The organism is Burkholderia cepacia, assembly GCF_001718835.1.
GTDB classification, from domain to species: domain Bacteria; phylum Pseudomonadota; class Gammaproteobacteria; order Burkholderiales; family Burkholderiaceae; genus Burkholderia; species Burkholderia cepacia_F.
In genome coordinates, this window is the sequence record NZ_CP013444.1 from 1,519,162 (window position 1) to 1,537,898 (window position 18,737).

The 18,737-nt window shown below is 69.1% G+C and carries 15 protein-coding genes; 4 read left to right on the forward strand and 11 right to left on the reverse strand.

The genetic code is table 11. The annotated features are described in order from the left end of the window. Positions 1-40: 40 nt before the first annotated feature. The 5 genes from WT26_RS26965 to cobA all read right to left on the reverse strand — a co-directional run bounded on the left by WT26_RS26965 (position 41) and on the right by cobA (position 4,162). On the reverse strand, positions 41-838 hold the full coding sequence (locus WT26_RS26965) for a YkgJ family cysteine cluster protein (RefSeq protein WP_069274348.1): 798 nt from the start codon (positions 836-838) through the stop codon (positions 41-43). 38 nt (positions 839-876) lie between these two features. Continuing rightward, positions 877-1,476 carry a uracil-DNA glycosylase family protein gene (locus WT26_RS26970; RefSeq protein WP_069274349.1) on the reverse strand — a complete coding sequence of 200 codons (600 nt, stop codon included), beginning with the start codon at positions 1,474-1,476 and terminating at the stop codon, positions 877-879. Positions 1,477-1,613: 137 nt separating this feature from the next. After that, a complete protein-coding gene (locus WT26_RS26975; protein WP_069275154.1) occupies positions 1,614-2,663 on the reverse strand; it encodes a CmpA/NrtA family ABC transporter substrate-binding protein in 1,050 nt (349 codons plus the stop codon). Between the two features lie 11 nt (positions 2,664-2,674). After that, entirely contained in the window at positions 2,675-3,271 is a 597-nt protein-coding gene (locus WT26_RS26980) for an ANTAR domain-containing response regulator (protein WP_069274350.1), read from the reverse strand. Between the two features lie 117 nt (positions 3,272-3,388). Continuing rightward, a complete protein-coding gene (gene cobA / locus WT26_RS26985) occupies positions 3,389-4,162 on the reverse strand; it encodes a uroporphyrinogen-III C-methyltransferase (RefSeq protein ID WP_069275155.1) in 774 nt (257 codons plus the stop codon). Between the two features lie 667 nt (positions 4,163-4,829). Between cobA and WT26_RS26990 the strand changes: the two genes are divergently transcribed. Genes WT26_RS26990 through WT26_RS27005 form a run of 4 tightly spaced genes read left to right on the forward strand, consistent with a single transcriptional unit; the run spans position 4,830 to position 13,329 of the window. Beyond that, complete coding sequence (locus WT26_RS26990) at positions 4,830-6,155, forward strand: MFS transporter (RefSeq protein WP_069274351.1); 1,326 nt, start codon at positions 4,830-4,832, stop codon at positions 6,153-6,155. A 21-nt stretch (positions 6,156-6,176) separates the two neighbouring features. Continuing rightward, positions 6,177-8,759, forward strand: coding sequence for a nitrite reductase large subunit NirB (nirB, locus tag WT26_RS26995; RefSeq protein ID WP_069274352.1), 2,583 nt, complete (start codon positions 6,177-6,179; stop codon positions 8,757-8,759). Positions 8,760-8,789: 30 nt separating this feature from the next. Continuing rightward, positions 8,790-9,140 (forward strand): nitrite reductase small subunit NirD, encoded by a 351-nt coding sequence (gene nirD / locus WT26_RS27000; RefSeq protein WP_069275156.1) that lies wholly within the window; start codon positions 8,790-8,792, stop codon positions 9,138-9,140. Between the two features lie 16 nt (positions 9,141-9,156). Then, complete coding sequence (locus WT26_RS27005) at positions 9,157-13,329, forward strand: bifunctional nitrate reductase/sulfite reductase flavoprotein subunit alpha (RefSeq protein ID WP_069274353.1); 4,173 nt, start codon at positions 9,157-9,159, stop codon at positions 13,327-13,329. A gap of 38 nt (positions 13,330-13,367) precedes the next feature. Here the strand turns inward: WT26_RS27005 and WT26_RS27010 are convergent, their stop codons facing one another. The 6 genes from WT26_RS27010 to WT26_RS27035 all read right to left on the reverse strand — a co-directional run bounded on the left by WT26_RS27010 (position 13,368) and on the right by WT26_RS27035 (position 18,654). After that, entirely contained in the window at positions 13,368-13,709 is a 342-nt protein-coding gene (locus WT26_RS27010; RefSeq protein ID WP_069274354.1) for a cytochrome C oxidase subunit IV family protein, read from the reverse strand. A gap of 8 nt (positions 13,710-13,717) precedes the next feature. Further along, positions 13,718-14,452, reverse strand: coding sequence for a heme-copper oxidase subunit III family protein (locus WT26_RS27015; protein WP_069274355.1), 735 nt, complete (start codon positions 14,450-14,452; stop codon positions 13,718-13,720). Further along, the gene (locus WT26_RS27020) at positions 14,449-15,060 is read right to left on the reverse strand and encodes a cytochrome c oxidase subunit 3 (protein WP_059524068.1); all 612 of its coding nucleotides are present in this window, start codon (positions 15,058-15,060) and stop codon (positions 14,449-14,451) included. Before WT26_RS27020 ends, WT26_RS27015 begins: the two co-directional genes overlap by 4 nt. Beyond that, on the reverse strand, positions 15,057-16,811 hold the full coding sequence (gene ctaD / locus WT26_RS27025; protein ID WP_059902810.1) for a cytochrome c oxidase subunit I: 1,755 nt from the start codon (positions 16,809-16,811) through the stop codon (positions 15,057-15,059). Before ctaD ends, WT26_RS27020 begins: the two co-directional genes overlap by 4 nt. 13 nt (positions 16,812-16,824) lie before the next feature. After that, complete coding sequence (locus WT26_RS27030) at positions 16,825-17,976, reverse strand: c-type cytochrome (protein WP_059524064.1); 1,152 nt, start codon at positions 17,974-17,976, stop codon at positions 16,825-16,827. A 171-nt stretch (positions 17,977-18,147) separates the two neighbouring features. Further along, positions 18,148-18,654, reverse strand: coding sequence for a hypothetical protein (locus WT26_RS27035; protein ID WP_069274356.1), 507 nt, complete (start codon positions 18,652-18,654; stop codon positions 18,148-18,150). Positions 18,655-18,737 lie beyond the last annotated feature (83 nt).

The following is an 18,737-nucleotide window of genomic DNA, read 5'->3' on the forward strand; positions in this document are numbered from 1 at the left end:
AACGCGGCGCGGCCGGAACGGGCCGCGCCGGCGTGGCCCGTCACGCCGCCGCCGCGTCCGCGTCCGCGAAGAACCCGAGGTAGCGTAACGCCCCGGCGTCGTCGGCCGCGCTCGCTGCCAACCCGGCCGCGGCGCCCGTCGATGCGAGCGCGTCCACCGTCGCCGCGCGATTGGACAGCAGTGTCCATTGCGTACCCGTGTCATCCGCCTCGATTGTGGCCGGCGCGGCGCGCACACCGTTCAGCGCGGCGAGCAGCGCGGCGGCTGGCGGCGCGTGGATCGCGAATCCTTCGTTGGCCACGGCCGCCGTAGCGACGCCGAGCGCCGCGCACACCTGCGCGCGCAGCGGCGCCTCGGCCACGTTTGCCGCGCGCGAGCGCTCGATGTTGCGGCGCGTGTCGTCGTCGACGATCGCGCCGCCGCGCAGCAGCGGCGTCGTGCGCCACGCGTCGGACGGACAGGCTTTGCCTTCCGGCGACAACTCGACGAACGGATTCACTTCGGCCGGGTAGATCCGGCACACGAGCGGTCGCTCGTCGTAGATCGCGCACCGCAGGTCGTCGCGCAGGTTCGGGCACGGCCCCGCATACGACGCGGTGAGCACGGTCGTCACGCGCACCGGCAGCGCACCGCTGAGCGCGGGCGTCGAGCGTGCGCGCTTGTACGCGGCGAATGCGTTGTCGGGCTCGGGCTCGACGAGCCACGGCATCGCGTCGCACAGCAGCTCCACGTGGCCGCCGCGCTGCAGCCACGCGGCGGCTTCGGCGATCGTCAGCATGAGACGCAGGTCGTGGCAGCACTTGCCGCAGGCCGTGCACGCGAAATCGATGTCGTTCACTCAGGGTTCCTGGTCGGATTCGGGGTTCAGGTCAAAGGTCAAGGCGCGACGAGCGCGGCAACCCGCCGGCGCAGTTCCGGCACGACGTCGGTGCCGAACCAGGGGTGGTGCTTGAACCACCCCTGGTTGCGCGGCGACGGGTGCGGCAGCGGCAGCACGTCGGGCCCATAGTCGCGCCACGCGTGTACGGTGTCCGTCAGCGTGGCCTTGCGCGCGTCGCGCAGGAAGTGCCGCTGCGCATACTGGCCGATCAGCAGCGTGAGCCGGATCGACGGCAACTCGGCGAGCAGCCGGTCGATCCACAGCGGCGCGCATTCGGGGCGCGGCGGGTTGTCGCCGCTCGCGCCGCGGCCCGGGTAGCAGAAACCCATCGGCACGATCGCGAAGCGGGTTGCGTCGTAGAACGTGTCGGCGTCGACGTCGAGCCAGCCGCGCAGCCGCGTGCCGCTCGCATCGTCCCACGGGATGCCGCTTGCATGGACGCGCGCGCCCGGCGCCTGCCCGACGATCAGGATGCGCGCGTCGCGATGGGCGCGCACGACCGGGCGCGGGCCGAGCGGCAGGTCGGCTTCGCAGGCACGGCACGCGCGGATTTCAGTGAGCAGCACGTCGAGCGGCACGCGCGGTCGGTTCGGCATCGGGGGTATGCGTTGCGGGGATGCGGTTTCGCGGCGACTTGCGCGCGGATCGGATTCCAATGGGGAACCGGGGCGGGCGCGCGGCACGCGCGCCGTTCATGGAAGCCATTCGGGGGGACTTACCCCGAACGCATGGCTCAGTCGGTGTGCGTCGCGCCCATTTCGGCGACGGCAGCATCATACAACGCGGTTTGCGCGACCGCAGCAACGCGCGCGCGGTCGTCGTCCTGCGCGCCGTCGAGCATGCCCCAGCGCCGGTATTGCGACAGGAACCACAGGCCGTCGTCGGCGCAAGGCCGGTTCACCGCGCCGTTCGCATGAAACGCGACCGGCAGCGGCGGCACGGCGAACGGCCCCGCTCCGTAGTCGCCGAGCAGGCGCGGCGCGATCAGCCGGGCCGGCACGCCGAGCGCGTCGGGCGACGCCAGCCAGTCGGCCGCCTCGCGACGATGCGCGGCGCTGTCGAGCCACGCGCAGGCATCGACGAGCGTGCGGATCAGCGCGCGCGCGGTGGCCGGATACAGCGCGACGAAATCGCGCCGGGCGGCGAGCACCTTCTCCGGATGATCGGGCCAGATCTCGCTCGTGACGGCGACGGTGCGCCCCGCGCCGCACGCCTCGGCCACGGCATGCCACGGCTCGCCGGCGCAGAAGCCGTCGAGTTCGCCGCCGGCGAGCGCGGCCACCATCTCGGGCGGCGGGATCACGACGCTGCGCACGTCGCGCAACGGATCGACGTCGTGCGACGCGAGCCAGTGGTTCAGCCACATCGCGTGCGTGCCGGTCGGGAACGTCTGCGCGAGGAGCGGCTTGCGGCCGAGCGTCGCGAACGCGTCGCGCAGGTTGCCGCGCGCGCGGAACGCATCGGCGAGCGGCCCGGAGAACGTGATCGCCTGGCCGTTGCGGTTCAGCACCATCAGCGCGGCCATGTCGGCCTGCGGGCCGCCGATCCCGAGCTGCAGCCCGCAGACCAGCCCGTACAACGCATGCGCGGCGTCGAGCTCGCCGCTCAGCAACTTGTCGCGGACGGCGGCCCACGACGGCTGGCGGCTGAGTTCGAGCGTGAGGCCGTGCCGTGCACCGAGGTTCAGGCGCTGTGCGACGATCAGCGGGGCCGCGTCGCTCAGCGCGACGAACCCGAGGCGAAGATGCGCGCGTTCCGGCGCGGCGGCGGTCGAAGAGGTCATGGCGGTGACGGTCATGGTTGCGGATCGGCCGCGAGCACCTGGCGCGCGACGTCGACGATGCGCAGGCCCTGATCCATCGCGCGCTTGCGCAGCGCCGCGTACGCGTCGTGTTCGGACAGCCTGCGCTGGTCCATCAGCATCCGCTTCGCGCGGTCGATGAGCTTGCGTTCGGCGAGTTCGCGCTCGACATCGGCAAGCCGGCGGCGCAGTGCATCGTCGTGCGAGAAGCGTGCGAGCGCGACTTCGAGAATCGGTGCAAGGCGTTCGGCCGACAGCCCTTCGACGAGATACGCGCTGACGCCTGCGCCGACCGCCGCGCGGATCAGCGCCTGGTTGGCGTCGTGGCTGAACATCAGCACGGGGCGCGGCGCGGTGGCATGCATGACCGCGAGCTGCTCGAGCGTATCGCGCGACGGCGAATCGGTATCGATGATCACGACGTCGGGATGCTGCTCCTCGACGGCGGCCGGCAGGCGCGCGGGCGTCGCGACGTCGTTCAGCATGTCGTAGCCGAGCTGCGCGAGTGCTTCGCCGAGTTCGCCGATCGGCTTGTCGGTATCGGTGACGAGCAGCACGCGCAGCCTGACGGGTGTAGCGGACGCACTCATGATGCAAGCCGATGAAACAGGTGAGCGGCGTCCCGGCGGGACTTCCGCCGGCCGCCGCGTGGGCGGCCGACGCTTTCAATATAGATCGGCGGCATGCGCCGCATTGCGCGCCGCATCCTACGCCGCGCGCCGGGCGGCGGAGTCGGCATCGGCATCGACGTCGTTCACGCCGGTCAACGCCGAGGCTTCGCCGATCGCGCCGCCGACGAGGATCACGGCCGGACTGCCGAGCCCGGCCTGCGCGACGCCTTGGGCCAGCGCGCCGAGCGTGCCGATCCAGCGGCGTTCGTCGGGCGTGCCGGCCCATTGCACGGCCGCGGCCGGCGTCGATGCCGGCAGCGCGGCGAGCAGGCCGGCGGCGATGCTGTCGACGCGGCTCATGCCCATGTAGATCGCGAGCGTGGTGCCGGTTGCCGCGAGACGCGCCCAGTCGGGTTCGCCGTGGTCCTGACGATGGGCGGTGACGAACGTGACGCCGTGGCAATGCGCGCGGTGCGTGAGCGAGAGGCCGAGGCTCGCGGCGGCCGCGAAGCCCGACGAGATGCCGTTGACGATCTCGACCGGAATCGCGGCGGCGCGCAATGTGGCGAGTTCTTCGCCGGCGCGCCCGAACAGCAGCGCCTCGCCGCCTTTCACGCGCACCACGTTTGCGCCGCGCAGTGCGTAACGGCGCATCAGCTTCTCGATGAATGCCTGCGGCGTGGAGCGACAGCCGCCGCGCTTGCCGACGCGCACGACACGCGCCTGGGGTGCGAACGTGACGATCTCCGGGTTGACCAGATCGTCGAGCAGCAGTACGTCGGCAGCGGCCAGCGCCTTCACGGCCTTGAGCGTGAGGAGATCGGGATCGCCGGGGCCGGCGCCCAGCAGGGTGACTTTGCCTGTCGTCATGATGAATTCCATTGCCACGCGTGCGTGGCGGTCGATTGCGATGCGGGTCCCGGTGCGGTTGGCCGCAGGCGCGCGCCAAGCGACAACGGCGTCCGCCCGTGCGTGCTGCACGGAGGGACGCCGTTGTCCGGGTGCGTCCCCGTCAGCGACAGCGACGGCGGGCGCGCGTTGCGAGTACCGCGCATCGGCGCCATTGCCGATGTCTTCCGACCTTTCAGCAATATCCGGGCCAGCCTTTGAACGCGGCGTGTTGCGCGCTGCACCCCGCCACGCATGGCCACCGGCCGCGCATGCCGGCCGCGCGGATGCGGGCCGGTGCGATGCCGCAAGCGTGTGCGCCATTCACCAGAAGCGTGCACCGTGTTGCCGCACGGCGACAGTGCTGCAGCGCACCACATCTGTGCCTCGCTGCATCGTGACGCGTCGCTGATCTGGCGCAAAGCGGGGCGCCGATCCGCTTGAACACGCCGCAAACCGCCATACGATGGGATTCAGCCCGACATGGCACGGGGCTTGCGTTATGTCGATCGAGTCAATCAACGACGATTGGCTTGCAGCACCGATTACCGACGCGCCCGGCAACGGGCTTCATGGGCAACGGCGTCCTACGCATCGGGTCTCGACGAGACTGGGTGCGCAGGACGCCGTTTTTCGTTTGGCGGATGACATGACCGACAAAGCTACCCGTATCGATCTCTTCAGCCTCCGCACCGCGCCGATGCGCGCGTTCCACTTCACGTGGATGGCGTTCTTCGTGTGCTTCTTCGCATGGTTCGCGTGCGCGCCGCTGATGCCGCTCATTGCACGCGAATTCCACCTCACGGCGGCGCAGGTCGCCAACATCAACATCGCGGCCGTGGCCGCGACGATCGCCGTGCGGCTGCTGGTCGGCCCGCTGTGCGACCGCTTCGGCCCGCGCCGCGTCTATGCGGGGCTGCTCGCGGTCGGCGCGATTCCGGTGATCGCGGTCGCGTTCAGCCATGACTACCTGTCGTTCCTGATCTGCCGGCTCGGCATCGGCGCGATCGGCGCGGGCTTCGTGATCACGCAGTACCACACGTCGGTGATGTTCGCGCCCAACGTGGTCGGCACCGCGAACGCGACGACGGCCGGCTGGGGCAATGCCGGCGCGGGCGCGACGCAGGCGCTGATGCCGCTGCTCGTCGCCGCCGGCCTGATGCTCGGCTTCGGCGAGGGTTCGTCGTGGCGCATCGCGCTGGTCGTGCCGGGCGTCGCGATGCTCGCGATGGCCTGGGCGTACTGGCGCTTCACGCAGGATTGCCCGCAAGGCGACTTCGTCGCGCTGCGCAAGGAAGGCGTGACGGTCGACAGCGGCAAGAAGGGCGGCTGGGCGAGCTTCTTCGCGGCCTGCGGCAACTATCGCGTGTGGATGCTGTTCGTCACGTACGGCGCATGCTTCGGCGTCGAGGTGTTCATCCACAACATCGCCGCGCTGTACTACGTCGATCACTTCAGCCTGTCGCTGAAGGACGCCGGTTTCGCGGTCGGCCTGTTCGGGCTGCTCGCCCTGTTCGCCCGCGCGCTCGGCGGCTGGCTGTCCGACAAGATCGCCGCACGCCGCAGCCTCGACGTGCGCGCGACGCTGCTGTGTGGACTGATCGTCGGCGAAGGGCTCGGGCTGATCTGGTTCTCGCATGCGCAAAGCGTCGGCATCGCACTCGTCGCGATGCTCGCGTTCGGCCTCTTCACGCACATGGCGTGCGGCGCGACCTATGCGCTGGTGCCCTTCATCGACCGCAAGGCGCTCGGCGGCGTGGCGGGGATCGTCGGCGCGGGCGGCAACGTCGGCGCGGTCGCCGCGAGCTTCCTGCTGAAAGGCGTCGGCGACGTGCAGCACACGCTCAGCCTGCTCGGCCTTGCCGTCACCGCGACCGCACTGTGCGCGATGGCCGTGCGCTTCAGCGAAGAACACAAGGCGCGCGAAGCCGAGTTGCGCGATCGCGCGCTGGCCGCCGGCAGCGTCGCGAACTGATCGACCGAGGGACACGTCACCATGAAACTCATCGTCATCGGCCACGGCATGGTCGGCCACAAGCTCCTCGAATGCGTCGCGGCGGAAGCGGGCGCTGCAGGCACCACGGGCGCGCTGCAGGTCACCGTGCTCGGCGAGGAACCGCGCCCCGCGTACGACCGCGTGCACCTGTCCGAATTCTTCGCGGGCAAGTCGGCGGACGACCTGTCGCTCGTCGAACCCGGCTTCTTCGAGCGTCATCCGCAGTTCGACCTGCGCCTGAACGCGCGCGTCGCGTCGATCGACCGCGCCGCGCATACGGTCACGCTCGCGTCCGGTGAAACGCTCGCGTACGACAAGCTGGTGCTGGCGACGGGTTCGCGCCCGTTCGTGCCGCCGATGCCGGGGCACGATCGCGAAGGCTGCTTCGTGTACCGGACGATCGAGGATCTCGAGGCGATGCAGGCGTGCGGCACGCACGCGAAGCGCGGCGTCGTGGTCGGCGGCGGGCTGCTCGGCCTCGAATGCGCGAAGGCGCTGCGCGACATGGGGCTCGACACGCACGTCGTCGAATTCGCGCCGCGGCTGATGGCCATGCAGGTCGACGACGGCGGCGGCCGGATGCTGCGCGCGAAGATCGAGGCGCTCGGCGTGACCGTGCATACGGGCAAGAACACGCTCGAGATCGTCGACGGCGAGGCGGGCACGCACCGGATGGCGTTCGCCGACGGCTCGCACCTCGATGCCGACATGATCGTGTTCTCGGCCGGCATTCGCGCACGCGACGAACTGGCGCGTGCATGCGGTCTGGAAATCGGCCCGCGCGGCGGCGTCGCGATCGACGATGCGTGCCGCACGAGCGACGCCGACATCTACGCGATCGGTGAATGCGCGGCCTGGAACGGCATGGTGTACGGCCTCGTCGCCCCCGGCTACGACATGGCGCGCGTGGTCGCGAAGCAGCTCGGCGGCGATGCGAACGGTGCAGCCGAGGCCGCATTCGCGGGCGCCGACATGAGCACGAAGCTGAAGCTGATGGGCGTCGACGTCGCGAGCATCGGCGACGCGCACGGCACGACGGCCGGCAGCCGCACCTACCAGTACGCGGACGAGCGCCGCCAGGTCTACAAGAAGCTCGTGGTGTCCGACTGCGGCAAGTTCCTGCACGGCGCGGTGATGGTCGGCGACGCAGCCGAATACGGCACGCTGCTGCAGATGATGCTGAACCGCATCGAGCTGCCCGAGTCGCCGGAATTCCTGATCCTGCCGTCGTCGGACGGCGCCGCGAAGCCGGCGCTCGGCGTCGACGCGCTGCCTGACGGCGCACAGATCTGCTCGTGCAACAACGTGTCGAAGTCGCAGATCTGCGCGGCGGTGGCGGATGGCGCGACGAGCCTCGGTGCGCTGAAGTCGTGCACGGGCGCGGGCACGTCGTGCGGCGGCTGCGTGCCGCTCGTCACGCAGATCATGAAGGCCGAGATGAAGAAGCAGGGCCTCGCGGTCAACAACCATATCTGCGAGCACTTCGCGCATTCGCGCCAGGAGCTGTTCCACCTGATCCGCGTCGAGCGCATCACGACGTTCGACGCACTGCTGGCAAAGCACGGCCATGGCCTCGGCTGCGACGTGTGCAAGCCGGCGGTGGCGGGCATCCTCGCGTCGTGCTTCAACGAATTCGTGCTGAAGAAGGAACACGCGGGGCTGCAGGATTCGAACGACTACTACCTCGCGAACATCCAGCGCGACGGCACGTATTCGGTCGTGCCGCGCATGCCGGGCGGCGAGGTCACGCCGGAAGGGCTGATCGCGGTCGGCCAGGTCGCGAAGAAGTACGGGCTCTACACGAAGATCACCGGCGGCCAGCGTGTCGACCTGTTCGGTGCGCGCGTCGAGCAGCTGCCGTCGATCTGGGAGGAACTGATCGCCGCCGGTTTCGAATCGGGCCACGCATACGGCAAGGCGCTGCGCACCGTGAAGTCGTGTGTCGGCTCGACGTGGTGCCGTTACGGCGTCGGCGATTCGGTCGGCCTCGCGATCGACCTCGAGAATCGCTACAAGGGGCTGCGCGCGCCGCACAAGATCAAGTTCGGCGTGTCCGGCTGCACGCGCGAGTGTGCGGAAGCGCAGGGCAAGGACGTCGGCATCATCGCGACCGAAAAGGGCTGGAACCTGTACGTGTGCGGCAACGGCGGGATGAAGCCGCGCCACGCGGAACTGCTCGCGTCCGACCTCGACCGCGCGACGCTGGTGCGCTACATCGACCGTTTGCTGATGTTCTACGTGCGCACGGCCGACCGCCTGCAGCGCACGAGCGTGTGGCGCGACAACCTCGAAGGCGGCCTCGACTACCTGATCGACGTCGTCGTGCACGACCGGCTCGGGATCGGCGCCGAACTCGAAGCCGACATGCAGCACGTGGTCGATACCTACGAGTGCGAGTGGAAGAAGGCCGTCACCGATCCCGACACGCGCAAGCGCTTCCGCCACTTCGTGAACAGCGATGCGCCGGACACGACCATCGAATTCGTCGAGACGCGCGGCCAGATCCGGCCCGCGACGCCCGACGAGCGCATGCGCGGCAAGCCCGTCGTGATTCCGGTGGTGGTCGACACCGAAACCGTTTGAGCCGTGTTCATCGTCAGCAAGGAGAACGCCATGAGCAACGATCGTCTTCCGCTGTCCTGGACCCGCGTGTGCCCGCTCGACGACATCGTGCCGAACACCGGCGTGTGTGCACTCGTCAACGGCGAGCAGGTCGCGGTCTTTCACGTCGCGCATGCCGGGGAAGGCGGCGTGTTCGCGATCGACAACGTCGACCCGGTGTCGCAGGCGGCCGTGATGTCGCGCGGGCTGATCGGCAGCCTCGGCGAGCGCGTCGTCGTCGCGTCGCCGCTGTACAAGCAGCATTTCGACCTGCGTACCGGCGAATGCCTCGAAGCACCCGAGCAATCGGTGAGCGCGTATCCGTCGCGGGTCGAGGACGGCTTCGTGTGGATCGCGGCCTGACCGGCCCGGAGCGCGCATGACCGCCACCCCCGTCAAGAGCGTATGCCCGTACTGCGGCGTCGGCTGCGGGATGGTGCTGCACGTCGAGGAAGGCGAAGTCGTCAAGGTGTCCGGCGACGCCGACCATCCGAGCAACTTCGGGCGGCTGTGCACCAAGGGCTCGTCGGCGCACGTCGCGCTGCGCCGCTCGGGGCGGCTCGATCGCGCGTTCGTGCGCCGGGCGCGCGAGGACGACCTCGTGCCGCTGCCGGCCCGCGACGCGATCGCCGACACCGCGCGGCGGCTGCGCGCGGTGCTCGACGCACATGGGCCGGACGCGTTGTCGTTCTACGTGTCGGGGCAGATGTCGATCGAGGCGCAATACCTCGTCAACAAGCTCGCGAAGGGCTTCGTCGGCACCAACAACATCGAGTCGAACTCGCGCCTCTGCATGGCCAGCGCGAGCACCGGCTACAAGCAGTCGCTCGGCGCGGACGGTCCGCCCGGGTCGTACCAGGATTTCGATCGCGCGAACCTGTTCCTCGTGATCGGCGCGAACATGGCCGACTGCCACCCGATCCTGTTCCTGCGGATGATGGACCGCGTGAAGGCCGGCGCGAAACTGATCGTCGTCGACCCGCGCCGCACCGGCACCGCCGACAAGGCCGACCTGTTCCTGCAGATCCGGCCGGGCACCGATCTCGCGCTGACCAACGGGCTGCTGCACCTGCTGCATGCGAACGGCCGCACCGACGGCGCGTTCATCGACGCGTACACCGAAGGCTGGGACGCGATGCCCGCGTTCCTCGCCGACTACACGCCCGAACGCGTGGCTGAAATCACCGGGCTCGCGGAAGCCGACCTGCGCGCGGCCGCGCAATGGATCGGCGACGCGCAGGAATGGATGAGCTGCTGGACGATGGGGCTCAACCAGAGCACGCACGGCGTATGGAACACCAACGCGATCTGCAACCTGCATCTCGCGACGGGCAGGATCTGCCGCCCCGGCAGCGGGCCGTTCTCGCTGACCGGCCAGCCGAACGCGATGGGCGGGCGCGAGATGGGCTACATGGGCGCCGGCCTGCCGGGCCAGCGCGCGGTGGCGTCCGACGACGATCGCCGTTTCGTCGAGAACCTGTGGCGCGTGCCGGCCGGTACGCTGCGCAAGGAAACCGGCAAGGGCACCGTCGACCTGTTCGAGCGGATGGCGGCCGGCGACATCAAGGCATGCTGGATCATCTGCACGAACCCGGTCGCCACGGTGCCGAACCGGCAGAACGTGATCGCCGGATTGCAGGCTGCGGAACTCGTGATCGCACAGGACGCATTTCTCGATACCGAAACCAACCGCTATGCGGACATCCTGCTGCCCGGCGCGCTGTGGGCCGAGGGCGACGGCGTGATGATCAACTCCGAGCGCAACATGACGCTGATGCGCGCGGCGGTCGCGCCGCCGGGCGACGCGCTGCCCGACTGGCGCATCGTCGCGGAAGTCGCGCGCGCGATGGGGTTCGGCGACGCGTTCGACTATGCGTCGGCGGCCGACGTGTTCGACGAGATCGTCCGCTTCTCGAATCCGGCGACGGGCTACGACCTGCGCGGCGCGAGCCATGCGGCGCTCGCCGATGCGCCGCTGCAGTGGCCGTGCGCGCCGGGCGTGGCACGTGATCGCAATCCGGTGCGCTACCTGAACGACGGCGTGAGCCAGCCGCTGCGCACGGCGGCGGACGGCGGCGTGCCGCGCCTCGCGTTCCCGACGACTTCGGGCAAGGCGCGCTTCTTCGCGCGGCCGCACGTCGATCCGGCCGAGCTGCCCGACGACACGTTCCCGATCGTGCTGAACACCGGGCGGCTGCAGCATCAATGGCACACGATGACGAAGACGGGCAAGGTCGCGATGCTGAACAAGCTCAACCCGCGCCCGTTCGTCGAGCTGCACCCGGACGATGCGAGCGCGCTCGGCATCGCCGCGAAGGACAGCGTCGAGATCCGCTCGGCGCGCGGCCGCGCGGTGCTGCCGGCCGTCGTGACCGAACGCGTGCGGCGCGGCAACTGCTTTGCGCCGATGCACTGGAACGACGTGTACGGCGACGACCTGTGCATCAACGCGGTGACGAACGACGCGATCGATCCCGAATCGCAGCAACCCGAACTGAAATATTGCGCGGTCGCGCTGAGCCGGGTCGCCGCCGCGAGCGCCGCGCACGCGGACGACGACACCCCGCAGCGCGGCACGGCCGACGCGCACGGCGCCCCTGCGTTCGAGGAACTCGACATGGCAGACATCGACACTTTCGCGGCCGCGCTCGGCATTGCCGACACGGCGCCGCCGGCGCTCTCCGATGCGGAGCGCCAGTACGTCGCGGGCTTCGTCAGCGGCCTGCGCAGCGACGCGGGCCGGCGCGAGGGCGGCGTGCCGGTGCTGCCGGCCGGCGCGCCGCTCGCCGCGCCGACGCGCCGCTGGCTCGACGGGATGCTCGCGGGGTTGTTCAGCCGCTCGCTGCCCGCGCAGGGCGAGCCGGCCGCGGCGCTCGCGGGCGCGCGCGCCGATGCCGCCGATGCGCCCGCGCCGGGCGGCGTGCGGATCGTGCGCACGCGGCCGAAGGTCGTGCTGCTGTGGGCGTCGCAGACCGGCAACATCGAATCGTTGACGGAGGATTACGCGACGCAGCTGATGAACGCGGGCTTCGAGATCCGCACCGCGTGCATGTCCGACTATCCCGCAGCATCGCTCGCCGGGGCGCAATACGTGCTGCTGATGACGAGCACGTTCGGCGACGGCGACGCCCCCGACAACGGCAGCGAATTCTGGGACGCGCTGCAGGCCGGCAGCGCCGCGCGCCTCGACGGCGTGCACTTCGCGGTGCTCGCGTTCGGCGATCGCAACTACGACCAGTTCTGCGGCCATGGCCGCCGGCTCGACGCGCGGCTCGCGGAACTGGGCGCGAAGCGGCTGTCGCCGCGCGTCGATTGCGACGTCGAATTCCAGCGCGATGCCGACCAGTGGCTCGAACGCGTCGTCGCGCGGATCAAGGAGGCGGACGCCGCGCTGCACGCGGTGCCGGCGGAAGGCATGATCCCGTCGGGCGCGCTGCCGACGAAGGCGCATCCGGCACCGTCGAAGCTCGTCGCGAACCTGCGGCTCAACCGCCCGGGCGCGGCGAAGGACACGCGCTACGTGTCGCTGTCGACCGAAGGCGCGAACCTCGAATACGAAACCGGCGACGCGCTCGGCGTGTGGCCGACCAACTGCCCGGCGCTGGTGGACGAGCTGCTCGACCTCACCGCGCTGAAGGCCGACACGCCGGTGACGGTCGGCGGCGTCGGCGACATGCGCCTCGGCGATGCACTCGCGCGTCATTTCGACATCACGCGCCCGCATCCGGACACGCTCGCGTTCATCGCGTCGCGCAGCGCGAACGGCGCGCTGAAGTCGCTGCTCGGCGACGACCGCAAGGGCGACCTGAAGCAATGGTTGTGGGGGCAACAGCTCGCGGACGTGCTGCACGAGTTTCCGGTCGAGCTGTCGGGCAACGAGCTCGTCGGGATGCTGAAGCGCATGCAGCCGCGTCTGTATTCGATCGCGTCGAGCCCGAGCGCGCACCGGGGCGAGATCCACCTGACCGTGTCGGCCGTGCGCTATCACAACGGCCGGCGCGCGCGCAAAGGCGTCGCATCGACGTTCCTCGCCGATCGCGCGGACGACGGCCGCGTGCCCGTGTTCGTGCAGAAGTCCGCGCATTTCCGGCCGCCGGTGAACGGCGACGTGCCGATCGTGATGGTCGGCCCCGGCACGGGCGTCGCGCCGTTCCGCGGCTTCCTGCACGAGCGGCAGGCGCGCGGCGCGCGCGGACGCAACTGGCTGTTCTTCGGCGAGCAACATGCGCAGACGGACTTCTACTACGGCGACGAGCTGGGCGCGATGCGCGACAGCGGTTTCCTGACGCGGCTCGATCTCGCGTTCTCGCGCGACCAGGCCGACAAGATCTACGTGCAGGACCGGATGCGCGAGCAGGGCGCCGAGCTGTTCGCGTGGCTGGAGGAAGGCGCGCACTTCTACGTGTGCGGCGACGCCGCGCGGATGGCGAAGGACGTCGACACCGCGCTGAAGGCCGTCGTCGCCGAGCATGGCGGCATGTCGGACGACAAGGCGGGCGAGTACGTCGCGCGGCTCGCGAAGGCGCGCCGCTACATGCGGGACGTGTACTGATTGCTGATTGCTGATTGCGCCGAACTGCGTCGAACGGGTCAATGGAAGAAGAGTTCCCGCATCCCGAACGTGTGATGCGCCTCCGCCGCCATCAGCACCATGAGCACCAGCAGGCACAGCGGCGGCACCAGGATCGCGTACACCAGCGCCAGCCGCTCCCACATCATGTGCATGAAGATCGACACGATCAGCCCTGCCTTGGCGATCATCAGCACGACGATCAGCACCCAGCGCAACAGCCCCTGCACGTTGAAATAGTCGACCAGGTACGACAACGTGCTCAGCACGAACAGCAGGCCCCAGATCTTCAGGTAGAGGCCGATCGGATGCTGCTGGCCGTGCGCGGCGTCGGGTCGATCGGCGGGATCGGTATGGTCCATGGCCTGCCTCACCACAAATAGAACAGCGCGAAGATGAACACCCACACCAGGTCGACGAAGTGCCAGTACAGGCCGGCGATCTCGACGATCTGGAAGTTGCCGTGTTCGGTGAACCCCGGCTGCAGGATCTTGCGTGCGATCAGCAGCAGGTAGATCACGCCGCAGGTCACGTGAAAGCCGTGGAACCCGGTGATCGTGAAGAAGCACGCGCCGAACTGCGCCGCGCCCAGCGGATTGCCCCACGGGCGGATGCCTTCCCGGAAGATCAGGTTGCTCCATTCGAACGCCTGCAGCGACACGAAGGTGGCGCCCAGCAGCGCGGTCGCCAGCAGCAGCGCGGCGGCGGGCCTCGCGTTGCGCCGGTAGCCGAAGTTGACGGCCATCGCCATCGTGCCGCTGCTGCTGATCAGCGTGAACGTCATGATCGCAATCAGCAGCAACGGCACTTCCACGCCGCCCACGCTGAGCCCGAACACCTTCGCGGTATCGGGCCACGGCGCCGTGGTCGACATGCGCACCGTCATGTAGCCGATCAGGAAACTGCTGAAGACGAACGTGTCCGACAGCAGGAAGATCCACATCATCGCCTTGCCCCACGGCACCTTGAAGGCCTCGCGATCGGCCGACCAGTCCGTGACGATGCCGCGCCAGCCGTCGGGCCGAGCGTCGGCGGACGGAGCATCGGTGGGCGGGGCCGCGGGCGAATCGGCCGCGGATCCGGTGGGAGCCGTGGGCGCGGTCATGGCGCGGCTCCATACAGCGGCCCGCAGACGGCGGCGACGATCCCGGGGGTCAGCCACCACATCGCCGCCAGCAGCACGAGCCACACCGCGAGCAGGAAATGCCAGTAGAGCGCGCACAGCTCGATGACGCGCCGGGCCCGGAACGGGTCCGCGCGCCCGACCTGCGCGACCGTCACCGCCCACGCCGCCAGCCCGCCCAGCACATGCGCCCCGTGCAGGCCGGTGAGCAGGTAGAGGAAGCTGTTGGACGGATTGACGGTGACGGTCTCCCCGGCCGCCGACAGCATGTGCCAGGCAGTCAGTTGCCCGATCACGAACACGGCCGCCAGCACGCCGCCGGATACCAGCCACACCGTGCGGTGCGGGCCCATCCGCCGGGCTCGCTGCATGGCGACGCTGGCCAGCGCCAGCGCGCCGGTGTTCCACCACAGCAGCGCCGGATGCGGGATCGGCTGCCAGTCGGGCTCGCGCATGCGCATCGCATAGGCGAGCAGCAGCAGCGAGAACAACGTCGTCGCGACCGCCATGAAGACGACCAGGCCGGTGCGGCCCGCATTCGGCAAGCCGGGTGGCGCGTCGTGAACGAAGGGGCGCGGCAGCGTGGTCATTCGCGGGCCTCGCCGGGGTGAAGCGCCGGGTGGGCCGGTTCAGGCACCGTCGCGGGCGGCTGGTTTTGCGGCACGAAATCTTCCTCTTGCCCCGGCGGGCTGTATTCGTATGCCCAGCGGTAGACGACGGGAAGCGCCGCGCCCCAGTTGCCGTGCGCGGGCGGCGTTTGCGGCGTCTGCCATTCCAGCGTGGTGGCCCGCCACGGGTTGCCGTCGGCGCGCCGGCCGTGCACGAGGCTCCACGCGAGGTTGAACAGGAACAGCAGCTGAGCGGCCGCGACGATCAGCGCGACGACGGTGATGAACGTGTTGAGCGTCTGCGCCGAATGCGGGATGAAGCTGTAGCCCTGATACGCGTAATACCGCCGCGGCATGCCGAGGATGCCGAGATAGTGCATCGGGAAGTAGATCGCATAGGTGCCGACGAAGGTGATCCAGAAATGCGCGCGCCCGAGCCTGTCGTCGAGCATGCGGCCGGTCACCTTCGGGTACCAGTGGTAGAGGCCGCCGAACACCACCAGGATCGGCGACACGGCCATCACCATGTGGAAGTGCGCGACCACGAAATACGTGTTCGACAGCGGGATGTCCACGCTCACGTTGCCGAGGTAGAGCCCGGTCAGCCCGCCCAGCACGAAGGTGCTGATGAAGCCGATGGCGAACAGCATCGGCACGCTCAGGTGGATGTCGCCGCGCCACAGCGTCAGCACCCAGTTGTAGACCTTGAGCGCGGTCGGCACGGCGATGATGAGCGTGGTGGTGGCGAAGAAGAAGCCGAAGTACGGGTTCATGCCGGCGATGAACATGTGGTGCGCCCAGACCACGAAGCTCAGCGCGCCGATGATGACGATGGCCCATACCATCATCCGGTAGCCGAAGATGCTCTTGCGCGCGTGCGTGCTGATCAGGTCCGACGCGATGCCGAAGGCCGGCAGCGCGACGATGTAGACCTCCGGATGCCCGAAGAACCAGAACAGGTGCTGGAACAGCAGCGGGCTGCCGCCGGCATGCCTGAGCGTCTGCCCCATCGACACCACGGCCGGTATGAAGAAACTGGTGCCGAGCGTCCGGTCGAACAGCATCATCACCGCCGACACGAACAGCGCCGGAAACGCCAGCAGCGCCATGATGGTCGCGATGAAGATGCCCCACACCGTGAGCGGCATGCGCATCAGCGTCATGCCGCGCGTGCGCGCCTGCAGCGTGGTGGTCACGTAATTCAGGCCGCCCATCGTCGCCGCGACGATGAAGATCGCCAGCGACACGAGCATCAGCACGATGCCCCATTCGACGCCCGGCGTGCCCGGCAGGATGGCCTGCGGCGGATACAGCGTCCAGCCCGCGCCGGTCGGCCCGCCCGGCACGAAGAAGCTCGCCACCAGCACCAGCACGGCCAGCAGGTAGACCCAGTAGCTCAGCATGTTGAGAAACGGGAACACCATGTCGCGCGCGCCGAGCATCAGCGGGATCAGGTAGTTGCCGAAGCCGCCGAGGAACAGCGCCGTCAGCAGGTAGATCACCATGATCATCCCGTGCATCGTGACGAACTGGTAGTAGCGGTTCGCGTCGATGAACGCGAACTTGCCCGGAAAGCCGAGCTGCAGCCGCATCAGGTCGGACAGTACGAGGCCGACCAGCCCGATCGCGATGGCCGTCATCGCATACTGCACGGCGATGACCTTGTGGTCCTGGCTCCAGACATAGCGGGTCCAGAAGCTGTGCGGGGCGTGGTCGGTGTGCGCGTAGGTCATGGTTTCTGCTCCGCTATTGCCTGGCCGCGGTACCGGCGGGGGGCGGCCCGCCTTGCGCCTCGATGTACGCCACCAGCGCGGACAGTTCCTGGTCGCTCAGGTCGAAGTGCGGCATGATCGGCGAGAAGCCTTTCACGACCCGCGCCGTCGGATTGCGGATGAACGCGCGCAGATAGGCTTCGTCCACCTTCGCGGTGCTGCCGTCGGCCATCGTTTCGGTCTTGCCGTACAGGCCCTTCCAGGTCGGGCCGACGAGCGGGCTGCCGTCCACGGTATGGCAGGCGACGCAGCCCTTGGCCGCCGCGAGCGTCTTGCCCAGTTCGGCGAGTGCGTGCGCGCTGCCGCCGGCAGCGGCGGGTGCGGCCTGCACGTGGGCGAGTTGCTGCTGCGCGAACGTGGTCTGCCGCGCCAGCCAGCGCGAGAACGCGGCTTCGTCTTCCACGACCACCACGCCGCGCATGCCGGCGTGCCCGATCCCGCAGAGCTGCGCGCACAGGATGTCGTAGCGCCCGGCCTTGGTCGGCGTGAACCAGAACGTGGTCACCATGCCCGGCACCATGTTCATCCGCGCCCGGAACGGCGGAACGTAGAAATCGTGCAGCACGTCGCGCGAGCGCGTCAGCACCTGGATCGGCCGGTTGAGCGGCAGATGCACCTCGGGCGTCTCGATCAGGTAATTGTCACGGCCGTTGGGGTCGGCTGGGTTCAGGCCGAACGGGTTGTCGTTGCCGATGTAGCGCACGTCGGTCGTGCCCAGCTTGCCGCCGGGGCCGGCGAAACGGAAGCGCCATTGCCATTGCTGGCCGAGCACCTCCATCTGCAGCACGTTGCGCGGCGGCCGGATGTAGTCCGCGTAGACGAACAGCCCCGGCGCCAGCAACGCCGCCACGCCGACGGCGGTCAGGCCGATCAGCCACCATTCGAGCCGCCGGTTGTGCGGCTCGTAGGCCGCGCGATGCCCGCCGCGGTGGCGATAGCGCACCAGCGCGACGACGATGAACAGGTTGATGGCGATGAAGAACGCGCCGGTGATGACGAGCGTGATCGTCAGCATGTCGTCCATGCGCACCCAGTTCGACGCGATCGGCGTGATCCACCACGGACTGGCAAAGTGAAACCCCACCGCCAACACGATGATCAGGACCAGGGCAATCGCAAGGGCCATAGGCCGCCTCGCTGCGAGTCACTGGCTGGAGCCGCTTCGCTGCGTGTTGCGTGTTGTAAGCGGCTCTAGAGGAAAGGTAGTCCTCTCCTCCGCATCGTGCAAGGAAGCCCACAGGGGACGCACGCCCCATATATACGGTGCCCCGGAGGGCGCCGGGTGTTCAGGGGCTGTTCATGTGCGCGACCTGCGCCGCTCCAGCATGCCGTAGACGATCGCGGTGACCACGCCGAACAACAGGTTGGCCAGCAACGGCCCGGAACCCCGCTCGGAGACGAACCACGGGAACACGGCCGTCATGACGTAGAAGTTCCACCCATACGCGACGATCCCGAACGCCAGCCCGATGGCGGCTTCCATGCCCACGCTCGAATCGAAGCGGAAAGGCGCCATGATCGCGGCGAGCATCATCCCCATGACCGCGCCGAGCACGTAGTGCAGCAGCAGCGCCATCGCGACGATGCCGAAGCTGAAGGTGGACATCTGTTCGAGCGCGCTGCGGCCCATCACCATCGCCGCGATCTTGTGTGTCGGTTGCCACGGGCTTTCATACAGCACCATGGTCGACCAGAAGAATTCCAGCACGATCACCAGCGCACCGCCTGCAAGACCGGCCACGGCGGCGGCGACCCAGTCCGGCGTACGACGCTCCCAATGGTGCGATTGAATGTGCAGTTCCATACGACCTCCTTGCTGGCGGTTCAACTTCAACACCCAAGTGCTCGCGTCTAGCCGACCGCGTCTGGCCGACCGCGTCTGGCCGA

Bases quoted from the DNA above. Each gene is read 5' to 3' on its own strand.
- WT26_RS27005 (WP_069274353.1), top strand. From the start codon at position 9,157: ATGACCGCCACCCCCGTCAAGAGCGTATGCCCGTACTGCGGCGTCGGC.
- WT26_RS26970 (WP_069274349.1), bottom strand. From the start codon at position 1,476: ATGCCGAACCGACCGCGCGTGCCGCTCGACGTGCTGCTCACTGAAATC.
- WT26_RS26975 (WP_069275154.1), bottom strand. From the start codon at position 2,663: ATGACCTCTTCGACCGCCGCCGCGCCGGAACGCGCGCATCTTCGCCTC.
- cobA (WP_069275155.1), bottom strand. From the start codon at position 4,162: ATGACGACAGGCAAAGTCACCCTGCTGGGCGCCGGCCCCGGCGATCCC.
- WT26_RS26980 (WP_069274350.1), bottom strand. From the start codon at position 3,271: ATGAGTGCGTCCGCTACACCCGTCAGGCTGCGCGTGCTGCTCGTCACC.
- nirD (WP_069275156.1), top strand. From the start codon at position 8,790: ATGAGCAACGATCGTCTTCCGCTGTCCTGGACCCGCGTGTGCCCGCTC.
- WT26_RS27015 (WP_069274355.1), bottom strand. From the start codon at position 14,452: ATGACCGCGCCCACGGCTCCCACCGGATCCGCGGCCGATTCGCCCGCG.
- nirB (WP_069274352.1), top strand. From the start codon at position 6,177: ATGAAACTCATCGTCATCGGCCACGGCATGGTCGGCCACAAGCTCCTC.
- WT26_RS27020 (WP_059524068.1), bottom strand. From the start codon at position 15,060: ATGACCACGCTGCCGCGCCCCTTCGTTCACGACGCGCCACCCGGCTTG.
- WT26_RS26990 (WP_069274351.1), top strand. From the start codon at position 4,830: ATGACCGACAAAGCTACCCGTATCGATCTCTTCAGCCTCCGCACCGCG.
- ctaD (WP_059902810.1), bottom strand. From the start codon at position 16,811: ATGACCTACGCGCACACCGACCACGCCCCGCACAGCTTCTGGACCCGC.
- WT26_RS27030 (WP_059524064.1), bottom strand. From the start codon at position 17,976: ATGGCCCTTGCGATTGCCCTGGTCCTGATCATCGTGTTGGCGGTGGGG.
- WT26_RS27035 (WP_069274356.1), bottom strand. From the start codon at position 18,654: ATGGAACTGCACATTCAATCGCACCATTGGGAGCGTCGTACGCCGGAC.
- WT26_RS27010 (WP_069274354.1), bottom strand. From the start codon at position 13,709: ATGGACCATACCGATCCCGCCGATCGACCCGACGCCGCGCACGGCCAG.